This window comes from Bartonella sp. AP7XZML, assembly GCF_042195745.1.
GTDB lineage: Bacteria > Pseudomonadota > Alphaproteobacteria > Rhizobiales > Rhizobiaceae > Bartonella.
This window is the reverse complement of sequence record NZ_JBHIOT010000019.1, coordinates 80,647-100,437: the sequence shown is the minus strand read 5'-3', so window position 1 is coordinate 100,437 and position 19,791 is coordinate 80,647. Positions and strand designations below refer to the sequence as shown.

General features: G+C 35.5%; 14 protein-coding genes and 3 pseudogenes. 11 read left to right on the top strand and 6 right to left on the bottom strand.

The window, feature by feature from the left end:
• Nucleotides 1–124: 124 nt before the first annotated feature.
• Nucleotides 125–976, bottom strand: coding sequence for a TPM domain-containing protein (locus tag ACFILT_RS01815; protein ID WP_375621421.1), 852 nt, complete (start codon nucleotides 974–976; stop codon nucleotides 125–127).
• Entirely contained in the window at nucleotides 976–1,602 is a 627-nt protein-coding gene (locus tag ACFILT_RS01810; protein WP_375617744.1) for a LemA family protein, read from the bottom strand. The genes ACFILT_RS01815 and ACFILT_RS01810 overlap by 1 nt, the downstream gene beginning before the upstream one ends.
• Before the next feature lie 422 nt (nucleotides 1,603–2,024).
• Between ACFILT_RS01810 and ACFILT_RS01805 the strand changes: the two are divergent.
• From ACFILT_RS01805 to ACFILT_RS01755, 11 genes and pseudogenes are all read left to right on the top strand, one after another.
• Nucleotides 2,025–2,802, top strand: a pseudogene (locus ACFILT_RS01805) (class I SAM-dependent methyltransferase).
• Between the two features lie 1,334 nt (nucleotides 2,803–4,136).
• On the top strand, nucleotides 4,137–5,675 hold the full coding sequence (gene hutH / locus ACFILT_RS01800) for a histidine ammonia-lyase (protein WP_375679199.1): 1,539 nt from the start codon (nucleotides 4,137–4,139) through the stop codon (nucleotides 5,673–5,675).
• A gap of 510 nt (nucleotides 5,676–6,185) precedes the next feature.
• A complete protein-coding gene (locus ACFILT_RS01795) occupies nucleotides 6,186–6,434 on the top strand; it encodes a hypothetical protein (protein WP_375629033.1) in 249 nt (82 codons plus the stop codon).
• 448 nt (nucleotides 6,435–6,882) lie between these two features.
• Entirely contained in the window at nucleotides 6,883–8,259 is a 1,377-nt protein-coding gene (locus tag ACFILT_RS01790; RefSeq protein ID WP_375679480.1) for an amino acid permease, read from the top strand.
• 731 nt (nucleotides 8,260–8,990) lie between these two features.
• Nucleotides 8,991–9,305: pseudogene (locus ACFILT_RS10035) on the top strand (hypothetical protein); the annotation flags it as partial.
• A 185-nt stretch (nucleotides 9,306–9,490) separates the two neighbouring features.
• Nucleotides 9,491–9,893 (top strand): annotated as a pseudogene (locus ACFILT_RS01780) (hypothetical protein).
• 51 nt (nucleotides 9,894–9,944) lie between these two features.
• The gene (locus ACFILT_RS01775; protein WP_375679493.1) at nucleotides 9,945–10,673 is read left to right on the top strand and encodes a filamentous hemagglutinin; all 729 of its coding nucleotides are present in this window, start codon (nucleotides 9,945–9,947) and stop codon (nucleotides 10,671–10,673) included.
• The gene (locus ACFILT_RS01770) at nucleotides 10,670–11,074 is read left to right on the top strand and encodes a hypothetical protein (RefSeq protein WP_375679201.1); all 405 of its coding nucleotides are present in this window, start codon (nucleotides 10,670–10,672) and stop codon (nucleotides 11,072–11,074) included. Before ACFILT_RS01775 ends, ACFILT_RS01770 begins: the two co-directional genes overlap by 4 nt.
• 363 nt (nucleotides 11,075–11,437) lie before the next feature.
• Nucleotides 11,438–11,839, top strand: a complete 402-nt coding sequence (locus tag ACFILT_RS01765) for a hypothetical protein (protein WP_375679202.1) — start codon at nucleotides 11,438–11,440, stop codon at nucleotides 11,837–11,839.
• 160 nt (nucleotides 11,840–11,999) lie between these two features.
• Entirely contained in the window at nucleotides 12,000–12,449 is a 450-nt protein-coding gene (locus tag ACFILT_RS01760; RefSeq protein ID WP_375679203.1) for a hypothetical protein, read from the top strand.
• A 939-nt stretch (nucleotides 12,450–13,388) separates the two neighbouring features.
• Nucleotides 13,389–16,142 carry an autotransporter outer membrane beta-barrel domain-containing protein gene (locus ACFILT_RS01755; protein ID WP_375679479.1) on the top strand — a complete coding sequence of 918 codons (2,754 nt, stop codon included), beginning with the start codon at nucleotides 13,389–13,391 and terminating at the stop codon, nucleotides 16,140–16,142.
• Nucleotides 16,143–16,401: 259 nt separating this feature from the next.
• On the opposite strand, the gene ACFILT_RS01750 is transcribed toward ACFILT_RS01755, so the two are convergent.
• The 4 genes from ACFILT_RS01750 to ACFILT_RS01735 all read right to left on the bottom strand — a co-directional run bounded on the left by ACFILT_RS01750 (nucleotide 16,402) and on the right by ACFILT_RS01735 (nucleotide 19,622).
• Nucleotides 16,402–17,664 carry an acetyl-CoA carboxylase biotin carboxylase subunit family protein gene (locus tag ACFILT_RS01750; RefSeq protein WP_375679478.1) on the bottom strand — a complete coding sequence of 421 codons (1,263 nt, stop codon included), beginning with the start codon at nucleotides 17,662–17,664 and terminating at the stop codon, nucleotides 16,402–16,404.
• Nucleotides 17,661–18,524 carry a DMT family transporter gene (locus ACFILT_RS01745; protein ID WP_375679491.1) on the bottom strand — a complete coding sequence of 288 codons (864 nt, stop codon included), beginning with the start codon at nucleotides 18,522–18,524 and terminating at the stop codon, nucleotides 17,661–17,663. The genes ACFILT_RS01750 and ACFILT_RS01745 overlap by 4 nt, the downstream gene beginning before the upstream one ends.
• Before the next feature lie 80 nt (nucleotides 18,525–18,604).
• A complete protein-coding gene (locus tag ACFILT_RS01740; protein ID WP_375679477.1) occupies nucleotides 18,605–18,994 on the bottom strand; it encodes a hypothetical protein in 390 nt (129 codons plus the stop codon).
• 178 nt (nucleotides 18,995–19,172) lie between these two features.
• Nucleotides 19,173–19,622, bottom strand: a complete 450-nt coding sequence (locus ACFILT_RS01735; protein ID WP_375679476.1) for a hypothetical protein — start codon at nucleotides 19,620–19,622, stop codon at nucleotides 19,173–19,175.
• Between the last annotated feature and the right edge of the window lie 169 nt (nucleotides 19,623–19,791).

Genomic DNA, 19,791 nt, shown 5'->3' with positions numbered 1-19,791 from the left:
TGAGTTTATTTTGTAATCAATAAAAGTGATTACAGAGTAAGGTATAGAATTGTTGAATAAAAGAGAATACGTTCATAAATTTTATCTTAAGAAGATTTGCTACGCTTAAAAATCCACGTTCCTTTTACCATCTTCCTGTTGCACCGCCACCACCTGATGATCCACCACCACCCCTAAATCCCCCTCCACCTCGAGGACCTCCGAATCTTCCACCAGGATATCTGCCACCGGCACTTAAGTTAAGAAACCAAGGTGTGAAGATGATCCCCAGCCAGAGATACTTTTGTGGCCCCACTTTTTTACCAAAAATCATTGCAAGAATGGGCAAACCAACGACTATAAAGAGAATGAGAAACATAATTGCATTGATTACCATTTCTTCTTTTTCAGCTTGTTTACGTTGTTCTTCAACGATTTTAGCTTTTTCTTTGATGCGAAAAGTAAAATCAGAATCACTTTCTGTAATAACTTTGATAATTGCATCAACTGCTTCAGCAATTCCTTTTTGATAATTTCCTTCGCGAAAATTAGGAATCATGAAGCTATTAATAATGACAGAGGAAAGAGCATCTGTTAGCTCTCCTTCCAAACCATATCCAACTTCGATACGTGCTGTGCGTTCATTCGGTGCAATGACCAGTAATACACCATTATTGATCTTCTTTTGGCCTAATCCCCATGTACGAAAAAGAGAATTGCTGTATGTTTCTATATCGTTGCCCGAAAGAGTAGGGAGTGTCACAAGAACAATTTGATCTCCCGTTTTCTCTTCGAGTGCTGCCAGTTTTTTTGTCAAGTCTTCCTTGGTTGCATTATCGAGCAAATGAGCCACATCATTAACATAACCTGTTAAATGAGGAAATTTTATTTGCGAACAAGCGATACTTCCCAATGCAGCAACTAAATACAAAGAGCAGATAAAAGCCCATAATTTTGGAAATACAATACGTTGCAAAGAGTATCGAAATGATTTCATTAATTAAAATTAACCTTTGGTGTTTGTTGGCTATCAGTATCGATGGTAAAAGTTGGCATAGGTTTAGCATCACGAAACCAGAATTTTGCCCAAATCATCGTCGGCATTGTTTTGAGTGCAGTATTGTAGGCACGTACTGTTTCAATATAATCGCGGCGTGCAACGGAAATACGGTTTTCTGTTCCTTCTAATTGTGATTGAAGAGCAAGAAAGTTTTGGTTTGCTTTAAGGTCCGGATAGTTTTCAACAACAGCCATAAGTCGCGAAAGTGCACTTGATAAATTTGCTTGATTTTTGAGATATTGCTGCATAACTTCTGGATTATTCAACATATCTGCATTAATGTTGACTTGCGTTGCTTTGGCGCGTGCTTCAATTACATTTGTGAAAACGCTTTGTTCATGAGCTGCGTAAGCTTTAACTGTTTCTACAAGATTGGGGATGAGATCTGTACGACGTTGATATTGATTGAGCACTTCACTCCATGCTGCATGTGCTTTTTCTTCATTTGTTGGTATCGTATTAAATCCGCACCCACTTAAAAATGGCACTAACCATGCCAAAAAAATCACGATTGGAAATTTTTTTAATATTTTAAACATTGAAGAAGTTTGTACATTTAACATAAAGATGTCTCCACAGATATTTTATGTATTATATAGGGTTTATTTTCTTGGTGGAAAGTATTTTGAACTTTATAAACAGGCGTATTTATCAATAAATTGATATCTCTATGCGTTTTAGGTACGCTTAAGTGACTTGTTGATATTAAAATAATAATAGTAATATAGATGTCATCTTATAAAAGATCAATAATATTTATATCAATTATTATTACAGAAAAATATATTATTTTCGTAGGAGTTTTGGATTTCGCAACGTGCAGATAACAATTGAAAAAGAGAAAAATGTAAGTATCAATCTTATGGAAAGATAGAAGGTCAGGGCAGTTCTTATTTTCCTCCTTTAGAAGTTATGTTTAATACATTGGATAAAAAAGGCTTTTTTATTATGTATGGTAGTAATTGAGAAGGAGGGTGAAAGTCCTATGATAGAAAGTGTTCAGCGGCAAAGTGAAAAGTTTGATGGATTGGCTAATGATTATGATCGTTATCGTCCTCGCTATCCCCTTACTTTATTTAAAACCATGCTCCATCCTTTTAAGAACAAAAAGCATTTGTCCATTGTGGATGTGGGTGCTGGGATAGGAATCGCATTAGAGGGAATTGTTAAATTTTTAGGAAATGAGCACCAATATCATGCTATCGATGTATCGGCAGATATGATTAAGCAGGGGCGAAAAAAATTTCCTACGGTGCAGTGGTATCAGGGCCGTGCCGAAGACCTATTGCCTCAAATTGGCGAGGTTGATCTTGTCATTGCAGCGCAAGCGTTTCCAGTAGATGGATCGTTCTAAGTTGCTTTGTTCTGTTTCAGATCAACTTCGGGTCAATGGTGTCATGGCGGTTATTCAAAATAATCGCGATTTCCAGCATAGCGAATTTCTAGACGCTTATGAGACATTGTTAGAGAAAATGAGTCCGAACTATTCTCGGTATTATCGTAATTTTGATTTTTTACAGGAAATGAGTGATGGCTTTGGGGTAGATCCAGAAAAGATTTTTTTTCATACGCACAATTGGACGATGATGATCCCATCTGAAGCTTTTATTGGAATGAGCCGCTCTTCAGCGCAAGCGCAACGCGCTATTGCTTGCTATGGGGAAGAATATTTGCGGCAATTGGTCGCATTGATAAAGAAATATGAAGTGCAAGGCAATTTGGAGCTTTTGTATCGAAGTGAGCTCTATATGTATGCAGGATAATCCGATATCGATGATTGCTTTTGCTCTTTTAGCACATCAGAGTGGGCGTTATTCAGGAAATTAACGCATTATTAAGGCAGACTTTGAGGGGGAAAGTTTTTTTCTTCAGCATTCACATTGACATCTTATTACCGCTGATTTTCATTGTTCATTTAATATGAGAGAGTTTAAATAGAAAATTTATGCACTGCATTATAGCATCGAAGCGCTTTCTTTACTGCAGTTTAACAACAGATTATTTTATAAAATGGAAAGAGGTAGATTGAATAGAAATGTTTGATAATTCTTTGTTTTTATGATTGCTTTTTATTATTAAATGAGAGTGTTTTTAATAAATTTTGACAAAAATAACTGAAAAAGTACAAAAAATTATCATAATCAGAAATTTGTAGTAAAAAAGGTAATGGCTTGGAAGAACCTTTAAAAAACAACTCATTTTGAAATTATCTCTAAATTCAGATTGAATATAACAAAAAGTAAAATATAAATATACTATATGAAGCATTTCTCTTTTTAGAAGATATAATATAAAAACAATATATTAATTAATTTTTTTTTGATATAAGAAAACTTCTTTTATTTTCTATTTTAAATAACGGGTTAGTCCGAGTCTTATGTGGTTTTATTGAAGATGTGTTTTTCAAGGTTTAATCTGGCGCTTTAAATACAATTTTAGAAGTGGCAAATAAGCTCAAGCAAATAAGCTCAATTTTGTCTCTGTTGTGATGTGTTGAATAAGTTTTTTAATTTTCTATAGAGTTTAATTTTTGCAATCATGATAGATTGTGACAGCTATCTATTTAAGGTTTTTATAAGTTTAGTAGGAATAGCTTGATGATAAATCCATTGAGTTCTCCATCTTTACGCTTCATAAAAGAATAAGCTTGCACCATCACACACTTTGTCATTTCCCAATGTTGCGACAGCCCTTGACATGGTTTATAAGAGGAGTTTTTAGTCCTTTTTTGTACAGTTTTATCCATACGACAGTCTCGCTTATGACGTGCAAGCGAATGGTTTTGATTGATTCAACATACACAGATTTGGAATGAGAGAGTCTAAAGATATTCCGCTCTCTCATTTAATATGAATCATGCTAGATTATAATTATAAATTAATGCGTTATCTATTTTTAAAATCCATGACCTTGGTTGAGCTTGTCAATATTTCATTTTCATTTATCGTAAACTATTCTACTTTTGGATAATAACTCCATTGTAAGGAATACCTTTAAGAAAGCATTCTCGCTTTAAAGAGTCGTTATAGTTTTTTTTGTTTTATAGAAGGATCAATAATGCTAAACGTTATACTTTGATAAAAAAAGAAAGTAAATTATGACTATTATACTGAAACCGAGCGAGGTGACGCTTAGTGAGCTTGCAGCTATTTATTTTAATGGTGAAGTGAGTAAACTTCATAATGACACGCATTTAGCTATCGAGAAAGGGGCTCAACGCATTGCTGAAATTGCTGCTGGAAGTGAGCCTGTGTACGGTATTAATACTGGTTTTGGGAAGTTGGCTTCCATTAAAATTGATGCGGACGATGTCGCTGTTTTACAGAGAAACCTTATTTTGTCCCATTGTTGTGGGGTAGGAGAGCCTTTAGCTGAAAATATTGTGCGTTTGATAATGAGCTTAAAGCTTATCTCTTTAGGAAGAGGGGCTTCAGGAGTTCGTCTAGAATTGGTAAATTTGCTGGAAAATATGCTTGCAAAGGGCGTCATTCCTGTCATCCCTGAAAAAGGGTCTGTTGGTGCTTCAGGTGATCTAGCTCCACTTGCTCACATGGCGGCTGTTATGATGGGAGAAGGAGAAGCATTTTTTCAAAATATTCGTATGAGTGGGGCGGTTGCATTAGAGAAAGCGGGATTGTCCCCTATTATTTTAGAGGCAAAGGAAGGTCTAGCTCTTATTAATGGGACTCAAACATCAACAGCCCTTGCACTTTCTGGTCTTTTTCGAGGTTATCGGGCATTGTGTGGTGGATTGTTGGCAGGGGCTTTGACGACAGATGCTATCATGGGATCAACGGCGCCATTTCATCCTGATATCCATATTTTACGAGGACATTATGGGCAGATTGCTGTATCGAAAACATTAGAAAAGCTTGTAGAGGATTCAGAAATTCGTGCAGCACATTTACGGGGTGATGAGCGTGTACAAGATCCTTATTGTATACGTTGCCAGCCACAGGTCATGGGGGCATGTTTTGATATTTTGCTGGCAGCAGCAAAAACACTGATTATTGAAGCAAATGCTGTTACAGATAATCCATTGATTTTAAGGAATGGTGAAGTTGTATCAGGTGGGAATTTTCATGCTGAACCTGTAGCGTTTGCCGCTGATCAGATTGCTCTTGCTTTATGTGAAATAGGATCTATTTCTCAACGGCGTATTGCTCTTATGGTTGATCCAGCAGTTTCTTATGGACTTCCAGCTTTTTTAGCGCATAATGCGGGTCTTAATTCAGGTTTTATGATTGCTGAAGTAACAGCGGCAGCTTTGATGTCTGAAAATAAGCAAATGGCCCATCCTGCTTCCGTTGATTCAACCCCAACTTCTGCCAATCAAGAAGATCATGTTTCAATGGCTTGCCATGGAGCGCGTCGGTTATTGGTAATGAGCGAAAATCTTTTTACACTTATTGGCATTGAAACGCTTGTTGCAGCACAAGGAATTGAATATCGTGCACCTTTAAGAACAAGTACTTTTTTGCAATCTGTTATGGAATGTCTACGAAAAAATGTTGCTTCTCTTAAGGAAGATCGCTATCTGGCTCCAGATCTTCATCAAGCACATATACTTGTGCGTGAAGGGCACTTATTATCTGTTTTACCAGAAACAATTTTTCCTTCATTAAGTTTTCAATAGTATTTGTTTTAAGGTCAATGCTGAAGGGCGGATATTGAATTTTAAAACTTCCTCATATGAAAATATAGAGGAGCGATACAATATTTGAATTATTTAATAAATCATATATTTATTACTGTATATATCTGATTTTTGTAGTTAACTAGATATTATGTTATTTTATAGAAACTATAAACTTAAAGCACCTATATTTTCTGATTTATATCAGAAATTTTAATATAAGTTAAATAATATCCACGAATTATATATTCGTGATATTATATTTCTATAAATATAAATTATAATATATGTATTGTATCGAGTAAAAATAAAAGTTTTATTTTATATTATTCTTATTTGTTAATACTTTATGAATTTTATAGTTCATTTTTGATATTTAAAATAAAAAAGGAGAAAGGAATGTTTAAAAGTTCTAAATTATGTGTTTCAATAACAGTTCTTTTTTTCTCTCAAATTCTTGAGATTCATGCAAATTTTAGGAGAGGTAGCTTTCTAGAGGAAGTTTTCATTATGATAGTGGCCCAAGAGAAAGAGCCTCTTATTTCAGCGAAAAACAAAGATTTTATTGCTATATCAGGGCAAATTCCCAGAGGTAAGGAGAACGCTATCATCGGACCAACAATCAAAGATGCTCTTTTTACCGTATATTTTTTTTTCATTGGAAAGCTTGTCGTTAAGGCAGCTGGAGTCCTTAAAAGATGGGTTGTAGATACACTTTCTCATACTTTTGAAAACTTGCGAGATTCGTATTATCATTAATTGAGCTATTCAATTGGCGTAAAAAGTTTTTTTATAAGCTCAAAGAAAGTTGGCTTAAAGTAACAAAAAATTAATTGTATGCATAGTTAATGTGTTTGTTATGAATTTTTAGGCTTCTATTTCAGTACACTGAAATAGAAGCCTAAAAGTTTAGATTACATTAAGGTTAATTTTCTCTGTAAAAAACTAGAGAATACGGAATGAATTAAATGACAATTATGAAAAAATTCATTATCACTTTATTTGAATAAAATAATACGAAATTGCAGGCTATAAAAGCTGAATAATTCGCAATAAAAGTATTTTTTCATTGTTTAGAGCAAAGTGTTGGACTGGCTGGTCTTCGATGTTTTTTGAAATATATTTGTGAAAGAAACATGAGGCTTTATTTCTCATAGAGCTGTTATCGTGGTGTGGATTGTTAGCATTTCAAAAAGTAAGGAAAGAAATGGCAATAAATGAACTGAAAAGAGGGATGAGTAAGCGCCAAGTTATTTTTTTAGCTCTTGGTTCTGCTATTGGAACAGGTCTTTTTTATGGGTCTGCACAGGCAATTAAGCTTGCGGGTCCCAGTGTTTTGATTGCCTATTGTATTGCTGGTTTAGCTATTTTTATGGTTATGCGGGCTCTAGGAGAGATGATACTTCATAATCCATTGCCTGGTTCTTTTGCTCGTTATGCGGCAAATTACATATCACCATTAGCAGGTTTTTTAACGGGATGGACATATGTATTTGAGATGATTCTTGTTGGTTTGGCTGATATTACAGCTTTTGCGACTTATATGGGGTTTTGGTATCCTGATGTTGCTCCTTGGGTATGGGCACTGAGTATTACATTAATCATCACAGGTATTAATTTAGCGGCTGTAGAAGTCTATGGTGAACTAGAGTTTTGGCTATCTTCTATTAAAGTTATCGCTATCATTGCGATGATTATTTTAGGAATAGCAATTATTTTTTGGGGGTGGGGTGAAGGTGCAGATTTTTCTACCGTTACTGTTCATAATTTATGGAAAAATGGTGGACTTTTTCCCAATGGTTGGTTTGGTTTTTTAGCTTGCTTTAGTGTTGTTGTTTTTGCTTTTGGTGGCATAGAAATCATTGGCATGGCAGTCATGGAAGTTCAAAACCCTCATCAAACGATTTCAAAGGCAATTAATTCTACTCCAGTTCGTATTTTGCTTTTTTACGTCATGACGTTAGCTATTTTAATGTCTCTTTATCCTTGGAATGAGATTGGTCTCATGGATAGCCCTTTTGTATCCATTTTTGAAAATCTTGGGATTTCATATGCAGCAAATATTTTAAATATTGTTGTTGTTACAGCGGCTATTTCAGCAATGAATAGTGGAATGTATGGTGCTTGTCGTATGATCCATGGTTTATCGCAGGAAGGTTATGCTTTAAAAAAGTTTCAATATTTATCAAAAAACGGTATACCAGTTTTTGTTATTTTGATGATCTTCGGTATTTTTCTTCTTGGTGCTGTCCTTAATTATTTTTATCATGAAAAGCTTTTTTTTCTTATTGCTGCAATGGCAACATTTGCGACAGTTTTTGTTTGGATGATGATTCTACTTTCACAATTTTTTATGCGAATTAAGATGCCTAAAGAAGCTCAGAATGGTTTAAAATTTCCCATTCCATTTTGGCCAATAGGATCGATTTTTTCTATTTTATTTATGGTTTTTATTTTTATTCTCCTATGGTACTTTGATGAGACACGACCAGTTTTAATTATAGGTGTTATTTGGATTGCTTGGCTTATTATTTGTTTCTATGCACTTAAACTTTATAATTTTAAGCAAAAGAAACAGCAATAAAATGTGAATAGAGATAAAGCTCAAAACAATAGCTGATGTCATCAGGAAAACAGGTGTTTGATTGTTTTCTCTAAAGGTTAGAACAATCTAGATTGAAAAAATCTGCTCGTTATTATTTTGCTTTGGAAGTTTTTGTGAGCCATTGCTTACGGTAACGACAAATCATATAAATATTAGGCGTTTTTTTGATGGTGAGCTGTGCCATCAATATAAGTCTTTCAGGTTAAAATGCCTAACAGTGCAAATAGATTTTACCAGATACATGATTATAGGCAGATATCTTTTTCTAAACGTATTAATGAAGTTCTGTTTCACGAAAGAAGTTATTGTAAGAATTGTTTTTAAGCTCTTTAAAAAATTGGTTGTTTAAATTTTGTTGTTTAGAAAATTACTATTGCTTTTAGAAGCGAAGATAAAGTTCTTTATGTATTTTTTCTCAAAGAGGATTGGCGTTGGTAGAAAATAGTGGATAACAAAGTTACATGAGGCATTGTATCATTGTTTTTACAAAAACTTTAATAAACAGCCAGCAAGGTATTACAATAAAATCTCATAGAAGAGTAAATTAAAGAGAACAATGAACGTGTGACAGTTTTACGACTCTTGTTATTATTGCTCTCACAAGAGGAAGGATCAAACTTATTTTTTAATATTGATACGAGAGTAATTTTTATTACAAGTGGAGGCGGACAAAATGCACTCCGCAACTGTATTTCGGTGCAAAATTATTCAATATTACCATAAAAGGCGCTCAAGAACACTACGACTAGCAAAAACAATCATCGGAAAATGGCTTTTTACACGAGAAATCTTCCAATAGCTCTGAAACACACACAACAACAATTCTCTCTATCCTTGAGGCAACAGGCAATGTTGATATGGATGTACAATGAGATGCTACGATTACTGCTTCTCATCTGATTTCCGGTCAAGATATCAATGTAATGGGAGAAAGTATGACGATTGTTGGCATGACAGACCATCATAGCAGCCATTCACAGACGCGTGAAACAGGTTTTGATGGGAATAGATTTGACTTTGTAAGCAGAATTATTAGCGGTAATGGCTATACCTACGAGACGATACCTGCCGGCAGTAACGTTTGGATAGAATGGTAGAGAGTGGCTACAAATCCCATAAATCCCCATACTTGCTTTGGAGATGCGAGCTAAGCATGTCGGTATGTTCATGGCTCATTCAATCGAGTACAAGTCCCTTTAAGGAGGAAAAAATGAAACAAAGTTTAAAATTATTGAGTTGCATAGCTTTATTAGTTATAATGGGATGCCAGTTTAATAAACCTCCTGAAGGATACTTCACGGTGTGGGAGAAATCAGGAGCAGATCGGTTTGAGGTAAAAAAAAAGCACTTTTAGAATGTGGAATGCCAACTCCTTATGATGTGTTTCCGGAAAATAGAAATTTAAGCAACAATGCATGGGCAACCATAGAAGCTTGTATGATTCAAGCTGGTTTCCATGATAAATATGATAGGGGGGCTGGTGTGGAAATCATAAAGCCGAAAACTTGCCGATTTGTCGTCCAGGCGCTGTCATCCCGAGGCGCAGTGTCAAGAAGCGCTTAAACAGCCCTTTTTGTAAAAAGCATCCAGAACAATATGAGTGCTATCTTTAAATCTTGCAGCTAGTGATAAGCAACAATCCGCTATCCTTGCCTTCGCTTGGAATGGCGGGATTGTTCTCTCTCTTTCATTATTTAACGGATGAAGAAAAGCAGCATTTGCAAGAAGGTTCTGATGGCAAGGTGCATGTGTCCTTTAATGGCATCTTTACTCCACCAGAGGAAGCCGCTGTTTATACAGAGCAACATGCGAAGGATAAAAATAATCCGCTTTATTTTGTTGTGTTCCCAGAAGCCGATTCTGCTATCTCAGAACTTCTGGTCGCGGGCTATCAGAAGTTTATGGAAAATAACTTTTGGGGTTTGACCAATTCAACACAAGAAGCAAAAGATTTGGTGTATAGCCATGGTATTACAGGGTTGGAACTTTATGGACATAGCCGCGGTACCATAACATTGGGGAATATGCTGTATTATTTCAAACAAGAAGGTGTTCGCGGGATAGCCGACAACACGAATATCAATTTCTATGGACCAGCCTTTAATGTTTTAGTTGCATACGGTCTGTTAGGTTATGTGAGTGATGGCAAACAAACCACTATTGGCTTTGATGGGAATAGATTTGACTTTGTAAGCAGAATTATTGGCGGTAATGGCTATACCTACGAGACGATACCTGCTGGTAGTAACGTTTGGAAAGAATGGAGGAGAGTGATCAAGAATCCCATAAGTTCCCATACCTGTCTTGGAGACGTGGGTCCAAAATGCCAAAAGTTTTATGGTACATCTCATCGTGAACAATTTCCTTTAAGTAAATCAAGGAGTAAAAAATGAAACAAACTCTAAAATTATTAAGCACTGTAACTTTGTTAATTATAACTGGATGTAATATCGATAAACCTCCTCCAGGAGAGGTGGCTACGTGGGAGAAAAATGGTGTTACTGATTTTACTGAGGTAGGAAAAGCCTTGTTAGAATGTGGAATGCCGAGCCTTATTGATGCCGATCCAGAAAACAGAAAACTCAGCTACAATGCATGGGCAACTATTGATGCTTGTATGGTTCAATCAGGTTTTCGTGATAAAGTGGGGGGAGGGACTTGGTGCGAGAATCATAGAGCCGAAAACTTGCCCATTTGTCGTCCAGGCGCTGTCATCCCGAGGCGCAGTGTCAAGAAGCGCGTGAACAGCCCTTTTTGTAAAAAATATAAAAATGCACCTGAATGCAAACCTTAAGTCTTGCTGTTTGTGACGATCACAATCCCTACCTTCATGTTTCTCATACCCGCACGCGGGGGGCTTAATTCAGCATGTCAATGCTATTTATTTATGGGTACCACAACTGTTGGCGCAATAATATAAAATATCTATTTTGGTTATAATCAAAATATTGATAATAATTATAAGCATATCGTTGATAGATAGATGATTTTAGTAATAATTTTACCGTATTTTTGATATAATAATTATGGCATAATCTTCGGAAAGATAAAAATAATATAGGTTGATAATGTTCATCATTGTTTTGGAAATAAAAAACAGCATGTAAAATAATTTATAGATTGTTTCGTAATATCAAAATTACTCAAGGATAGGAAAATGAAGCAGATTTTAAAATTATTAAGCGGGATAACCTTATTTGTTATGGCTGGATGCTACCCTGAGCAGCCTTCTCGAACAGCTGTAGATGCATGGGAAAAATCCGGTGCTGATCAGCTTGAGATCAAAAAAGCTCTGTTAGAATGTGGAATACATCATCTTGATGGTCGTCTTGATACAGAAACAAGTACTGATGAGAAATTCAATGCTGAGGAGTCTGTGAATGCATGTATGATCCAAGCAGGTTTCCAAGATAAATTGGGAAGAATGAAGTGGTGTGAGAAATATAAAAATCTTCCAATTTGTCAGCCTGATGCAGTTATTCCTCAGCGAAGTGTCGAGAGGCGTTTGAATAGTCCTCATTGTGAAGAGCATAAAGAACAACCTGAATGTCAACCTTAAGTATTGAGGCTGCTGTAATCAAAAATCCTTATATTCTTGTTTTTGTATGGGGGTGGGATTGTTTCTTCAATATCTATATGCTAACAAAAGTCATCTTGCGTGTGAGTAAATATTAGAAGACTTATCAGTCTTTCTATCGTAAATATTGACGGAGGGGGAAATGAAAAAAACATTGAAATTATTGAGTGCTATAATTTTATTAAGCTCTGCTGGGTGTATTAGCAAACCTCCCCCATCGACGTTAGAATTATGGGAAAAGTCCGGTGTCAGTAAGTCTATGGTCCAACAAGCACTGTCAAAATGTGGTTGGAAACCAATCTACGCTTCTTCTGAAAATATGGATTCGCGTGCAAGTGATTTTGCAGCAGTTTATGAGTGCATGACTAAAGCAGGTTATCGGTACAAATTACAAGATTCAAAGGGAATCTATTTTTCATCAACGCCGCGAAGTGATTCATTTTTAGTCAATTTAATGGTAGCAGGGTATCAGCAGGTTATGGACAATGATACTTTTGGTGTAACCAATTCGACACAACAAGAGCGAAATTTGATGTTACGTTTTGAAAATGATAAAAAGCGCCAGAAAATAAAAAAAGCTTTGCATAAGTGATCATCAACAGTAGAACGTTGATTTTTAAAGCAATAATTAAATAAAAATATTAAACGGGAGAAGAGAGAAATATAGCTCTTTTGTCTCCAATGTAGTTATATTCATCAGCTACGAGATTGCCAATAGTGTTGTTGTCAGATGATGCTAGCGGAGGATAGTGAGTTGTTGTTTAGAGAAATTTATTCAATATAAAGAATGGCAAATAATAGCTTTGCTAAAATATCTGCTTTAACGATAAGCTTTCATAGAGCTAATTTTGATGAAATTTTATTTTGGTGTTTTTTAAGTTCAGAATGCTGAGTATTTTACTGTATTTTAGATTTTATCAAAAGATCTAAAATATTACATTTATTAATTCAAATCATTGATGATAGGGTATTAGGAGAAGTTTTTTATTTATTCAAATTTCTTTGTTAGATATCTAGCATTTTTAATATAGAAATTGTGTACATTAGCTTATACATTAGTGTGCAATTTCTTGTTTTTTTGTTGTAGTTGAAGAGATGATGCGGTTATAGATTTCGTATACTGTATCTTTTTGTGCTGTGTTTTATTAAAACGTTTTAATCGTTTAATCTTAAAAGTTATTCTCATTTTGTTGTATTTTTATTTTTTGGTGGTGAGATAAATTGAATATTATATCTCTTCAAAATTCGCATTTTTTCACGTTTTTTTAAGATTGTTTTTTTGGCCTTTTGTAATTACAGTTTCCAGCAGTTTTTGAGATGCATTCTTTAAAGGGATTTTCATCCTAAATGGTATTTTTAAACTTTTTGTTCTTTCTTTACATAAAACACAAAACATATTATTTGAATGCTATGATTTTATCATAAAAAATAAAATAATTTTGTTTGTTTTATTCTTGTTGTGTTTAATTTGTGGTTTATTTTTTTGCCAGCATTTTTTGTTTTTGTTGAAAAAAGAAAGTTTTGAAAAACAATGATAATCAAGGTATCTAACAATCACTTGTATTCGTGCGTTTTTACAGCAGCTATTTTTTCTTTTTTGTTAAATATAAATATTGAGGCACATTCTCATTCATATACATCACTGTCATGTGACAAAAACAAATTACCTTATGAATGCAGTGATGGTTCAAAGCATACAATTAGTGATAAAGTATATAAATTCACGGCGCCTGTTAAAGAAAAGAATGGGGAGGATCGTTCTCTCATGTTACCTGCTGCTATAGTAGTACAGGAGCCAAATACAGTTATTCAGGCAATGCGTGTAGAGGTTGAAGGGACTGCAAGTATAGAAGATATTTATGGTGTTTTTGTATCACGAGGGGGAAAAATTGTTTTGAGCGATTCAGCTTTAAAAAATGTATCAATAGGTCTTAAAGCTGATAGTGGAATGATTGAGGTTAATCGTGGAACAATTGAGGCTTCTCAGATTGCTGCTTATGCAGAGAAGCGAGGAGCATCTGTTACGTTAACGAATACAAAAATTAAAGTGGAAGGTTTGGGTATCGGTCAAGAGAGTGCTCTTTTCGTTAGGGCTGATGCGGGTATTCAGATGAAAAGTGGATTTATTGATGTGAATGATGCTGCTGCGCTTTATGTGGGGAGAGGGGGGAGTGCGACTTTAGATGGTGTTACCATTGCTTCAAAATATCAAAAAACAGAAGACAAAGAAAATACAAATGAAAAAATTACACATACAGTTTTCAATGTAAAACATCAGGGTTCTGTTTATGTAAAAAATACGAATATTATTTCTACGGATGTTCATGTTTTAACAGTTGGACAAGATTCTAACACGCCATCCAATAACGGCAGGGAAGGAAATATTTTAATTTCGCGGGTTAATATTGAAGATTCAACAATTAAAGCAATAGGTAACAAACATGGTATGTATTTTGAGAGGGATGAGGAAAATGATGCATATGAACAGGGGCTTGTCTTTTTGAAAAGGACGATTTTTGAGGTTCCAGATGGGACAGCTGTTCATAGTCATAACAGTCGTATTTATATTGGAGTAACAGAAGGTACAAAAATTTTTGGTGACTTATTATTAACAGCTGAAAAAGGGGGAAGTGTAGCGATTTTGGCTAATTCTTCTTCATTGATAGGAGGGACTCGTGTTGCCGATGATTCTATTGCTGAGCTTTATTTAACAGGGGGATCAAAATGGTTTTTGACAAAAAGAAGAGAGATCGATTTGCAAGTTGCAAACCGTACAAGTTCGTCTATTTCATTTGTGAAAGTTTCTGATAGTTTTATTGCTTTTGAGACTCCAATGTTTCAGGAGTATCAGACACTTCATATTGGGAAGGGAGAAAAAGAAGTTTATAGTGCGCAAGATAGGGCAGATATTTATCTCAATACACATCTCAGTAGTGATGGTTTGCTCGATAATAAAAAAACTGATCGGCTTTTAATACATGGTGATGTTTCTGGAAAAACGACAGTTTATGTGCAATTTGTTTCAGGAAATCAGGGTGAGATAGCAACCGGTGAAAATGCTCATAGTATTTCACTTATTCAGGTTTCTGGAAAAGCGGCAGAGGATTCTTTTCAGTTAAATCGTGCTTATATCGCATTAGAGGGTTTGCCTTACCAATATTATCTTCATGCTTATGGTCCAGCTTCTGCTCTTGGAAATGCACAAACTTCTCAAAGATTGGTTGAAGGAGATGGAGATTTTTGGGATTTTCGCCTTGAAAGTAAATATATTCAGCCTGCTTTAGAGGTGTCTGCTATTCCCCCTTCTGAGTTAAAGGTCAGAGAGGTTGTTCCACAAGTTCCGACCTATCTTTTGTTACCAAATGCTTTGTTTCATGTTGGGCTCATGGATATTAGTCATCAACAAAAGCAGTTGCAAGTTAGGCGGTCTATTCCTCGTAAATTATTAAAAGTTGAAGGGAACTTTGCTTTATCTGTCCACGATTATGGTGGACGTTATCGTTATGTCTCAGATCTTTCTACACTTAAATATGGGTGCGATGGTCATGTTGATTATAACGCTATAAAAACAGATATTTTGCTCAAAACAATAGAGAGCGCATATAGTACGACATCTTTTGGGATTATGGGAACCTATGGAAAGCTTTCCTTACAACCTCATAACGTGGAACAAAGTCAAAAGAGTACATTTAATAAATGGTCATTTACGGCATACGGTAGTGTGGAACACAAAACTGGTTTTTATATAGATAGTCTTTTATCTTATGGTTTGTTTAAAGGGGATGTGCGTAGCCATGTTTGGGGTAAGACGGCGACATTAAAAGCAAATCCTTTGAACGTGTCGTTTTCTGCTGGTAAAACGTTTATGACAGGATATAAAGATCTTATTTTTGATCCGCAACTTCAGCTTATTTATCAACATCTTCAATTTGATAAGTTTCGTGATATTGATGGATTTGATGTTGAGATGAAAAAAATAGATCAATGGTTTATGCGTGTTGGTGGGCGTTTAAGTAAAACATTTACAGCCTCTGAAAAGGATCGTATCATTTCTTTTTATGGCAATATTCATCTTGCTCATTGTTTTGGTAAAGAACAATTTGTTCATTTTAAAGATGTTTTTCAGTTGAGTTCTTTTGGTTCTTCCTTAGAAGTTGGCTTGGGTGTCAATTCACAGTTTTCTTCTAAAGTTACACTTCACAGTGATCTTAGCTATCAGCATAGGTTAACCAAGGCTGGTTTTTCTGGAGTTCATTTTTCTGGTGGATTGCGCTATCATTTTTAAGCAATCTTTTTAAAAATAATAAATGTGATTTTCGAAGTCTTGTTCTACTATCGGAATTAAAACCATTGTTTGTGCAGAATTTTTTAATAATGGTACCATGTGCTTTAATAAATATGAAAATATCATGTTGATTTATTTTTATCTACTATAGCATTTTTCAAATGCTTTAAAAAATTTGTTCATCTGATAAACAGATTTAAAATGAGAAAATCCTACGATATCGGGGTTCTCGTTCAATATGAATAACGCTAAATTATCATTATAAATCAGTATTTTGCCATATGATGCTTAAGGTATCATCGAGCCATTTATGGTAATTGCGTGCTTCTTCGTTTGAGTTATGAACAGAGAAAATAAAACCAGGATATCCACCAAATGCTGGTGGAGGTGGTGAAATGTGATTGGTTTCAAAAAAAATGATAGTTCTGGCGGTTTGAGGATGCTGTGCAACCTTATCTAGACCTAAAAATCCAGAAAACCGTCCATACCCATGAAGAGGAATAATATAATTTGCCGCCACTTTTTTAGCTGGGAGTATATCGGGAAGGTCTAAGTTTTTTTCAGCTAAAGCGGCATTCATACATAGTTTTGCAAATGAAATCCCTGTACCTTGCTCAACAATAAAATGGGAGACACCTGATCCACCTATACGAGCGCCAATCTCAATGATATAAGGTAAATTATGAGCATCTAGGCGTAGCTCTACATGGGCAGCACCTATATTTATACCAAGAGCTTTGACTCCAGAGCATGCAGCCTCACATAAAGCAATAATTAAAGGATCATCTATATCACAGCGTTGACGATAAATTGTTTCTTCAAACCATGGTCCTTCAGGTTGTCCTTTGTCGCCAACAGCTAAAACATGCACACCTGTTGTATCAACAAAACATTCTACGACAAATTCTTTTCCTGGCAAATATTGTTCTACAATTAAACCTACAGGTTTATTTTTATCATTAAAACGTGCCATGTCTTTATACTGAACATTCCATACAGCTTTGATGAGCTTAGAAAATTCTTCAGGATTTTTAGCTAACATGACGCCTGTACTCGCCCATCCAGAGACGGGTTTAATAACGAGCGGATAGTCTAAGGTTTGTGTTTGTGATAGGTCTTCTGGATTATCTATATACAGAAATTTTGGTGTTCTTAAGCCTGCTTTAGCAAAAGCTTGACGCATGAGATATTTGTTTCTGGTTAATGCTGCTACTTCTGGTTCAATACTTGGAGTATTGATTTTTTTTGCAGCCAAAGCTGTCCATAGGATAGCTTCTTCGCGAAGGGTCATAACCCCAGCAATATTGCGTTCTTTTACGCCTGCTGCAAAAGCGTCTAGAGCTGCCTCTGGCTTATCAAAAACAGGAAGTTTCCAAGTTGCAGTGACTGCTGCGGGGTTTTGAATAGGAGCGCTTTCAGCGGTATCATAGATCATTACTAATTCGATATTAGCTGCTTGTGCTGCTTCAAATATAAACGGGAACTTTGTATTGCGCTGGCAAACTAATGCGAGTTTTTTCATTTTGTTTCCTTATTAAATTTGGAATTTTGGGCACGACGTTTTTGTTGCCATTCAGATATCTTTGATGCATCTATAAATAAGAATGTCATTCCTATAACAGCCATCATCATAGCAATTATTTTGATAATGTTGAGAGAAGGACTCGAGCCGGTTATCCATTCACATGTAACCACTGCAAAAGGGGATAATACGCCAATAGTGTTGGCGTATAATACACCTCCTTCAGCTAAAACTTTTTGGTACAAAACGTAAACTGGTGCCGAGCAAACAGTTCCTAAAATCAATATCTTAAATAGATCTTCCAAATTAAGATAGAAGAGTGGGGTAGGATCAAAAATGAATAATGGTATAAATGATGCGGCAGAAATTGTCGTAATCCAAGCCAGAGAGGTGAGCAAAGGTAAATTTTTAAGATAATGTTTAGACAATAAGCCATAAGCAGAGTAAGAAAGCGCTGCTGTTAAGGCAAGACCTACTCCTATCAGGTTATAATATCCACCTTCTCCACTGTTTATATTGAATGCTACAGCTGCTACACTGACAATTATCACTCCGCTAAACTTCAGCCATGAGAATTTAAGGACATTTGTCAATGCACCTAATATATAAGTAATCCCTGGAATAGTAGCGAGCACCATGGTTAAATCACTGGCTTTGAGTGATTTTAATGCACCAAAACTGCATACAAAGTACAGCGAGAATCCTAATAGTGAGAGAATAAAAAAAGCAGGTATCATGGAAAGCAATGGTAGGGATCTGAAAACAGCTTTCTCACGAAATATTGCAATCAGCCATAAGGTGGCAGCGGTGGCAAACAACCTAAGTCCCACCGCATGCATGACGGGTATATTGCTAACCAAATTCTTAGATAATAACCAACTTATGGAAAACAATGCTAGAATGGCAAAAGTGAATAATAATAATCGTCCTTTTATAAAACTCAATGATTTAATCCTCTAATCACTCGCTGTGCATAAGATGATGTTGAAAAATTAAATCGTGACTTTGAGGTCTGTGGTTTTCCAAGATTATTTTGGATATAATCTTTAGCTCCTGCCAAATAAGCGTCATCATCTAATGCTTCAAGTGCTTCTATATCTGCTATCATCAATATTTCAAAAAGCAAGATCCCTGTACCAGCATCGAATGTCATATGCTGTTCAGAATCTTTTGGATAACGGAATATACGTTCTAACAGGACAAATTCAGTTATTTCTTTCCAAAATTTTGGATGATTTTGTAGCATAATACGCACTGTAATTAAATCAACTTTAGTTTCTTCTAGAAGACCTGTAAACCAATTTAATTTTATATACAGATTTTTATCCAATGGCCGCGGTCCGGTATGATGTGCATAGTCATGATAATAGCCTCACAAACAGCGAGCATCGTAAATGTCTTCTTTAGATAAGTTACGACTATGCAATTGACCGAACAGGAATTTACTATCTCGACCGAGTAAACATTCAGCTTCCACAATTGTTTGCTTGTTGTAAATATCAAAGAATTTACTGAAAAAAAAACAAAGCAAATGCTTGCTTATCAATTTTTTGAGCAGCCGCTACAGATTCTGGGAATAGAACAATGCAATTGCCTTCTAAAAAACCTCTTGATGCTATTCCCATTTTTATACATTGAAAAGGTGATAGATAATTATTTGTATATTTTGAGGCGTCAGCAAGATAGGCCGTTTCATGACGATATCCTGTAACTAATTCCAGCCGGAATCCTTCTGGATCAGGTCCATTTGTTGCACGCATTGGAGCCAAGAAAAACAAGGGAGCATCTGGTAATGGGGCTTTGAAAGCAGCCAAAGTGTTATCAAATTGAGGAGGGGTCGTTAAACCGCTGATCATCCACTGATGAAGATCATCAGAAGTGGTCGCTAAAAGTTTTGGAGATAATCCATCAAGAATATTGGCATGGTGGTTCAGCAGAGTGATCAATTCATTGATCAATTATCTGCTGAAGTTGGTTCCTTAATGCTCCCATTTCGTTCTTGGCGCATACGGAATTTGTCAACTAAGTTAACAATGGAAAGAAGCGCTTCAGATTTTTTCATGATGAGTTGACTTTAGTGAGTGGAGCAAAAAGGCCATTGGCACTTGTCCAAAATTTTCAACAATA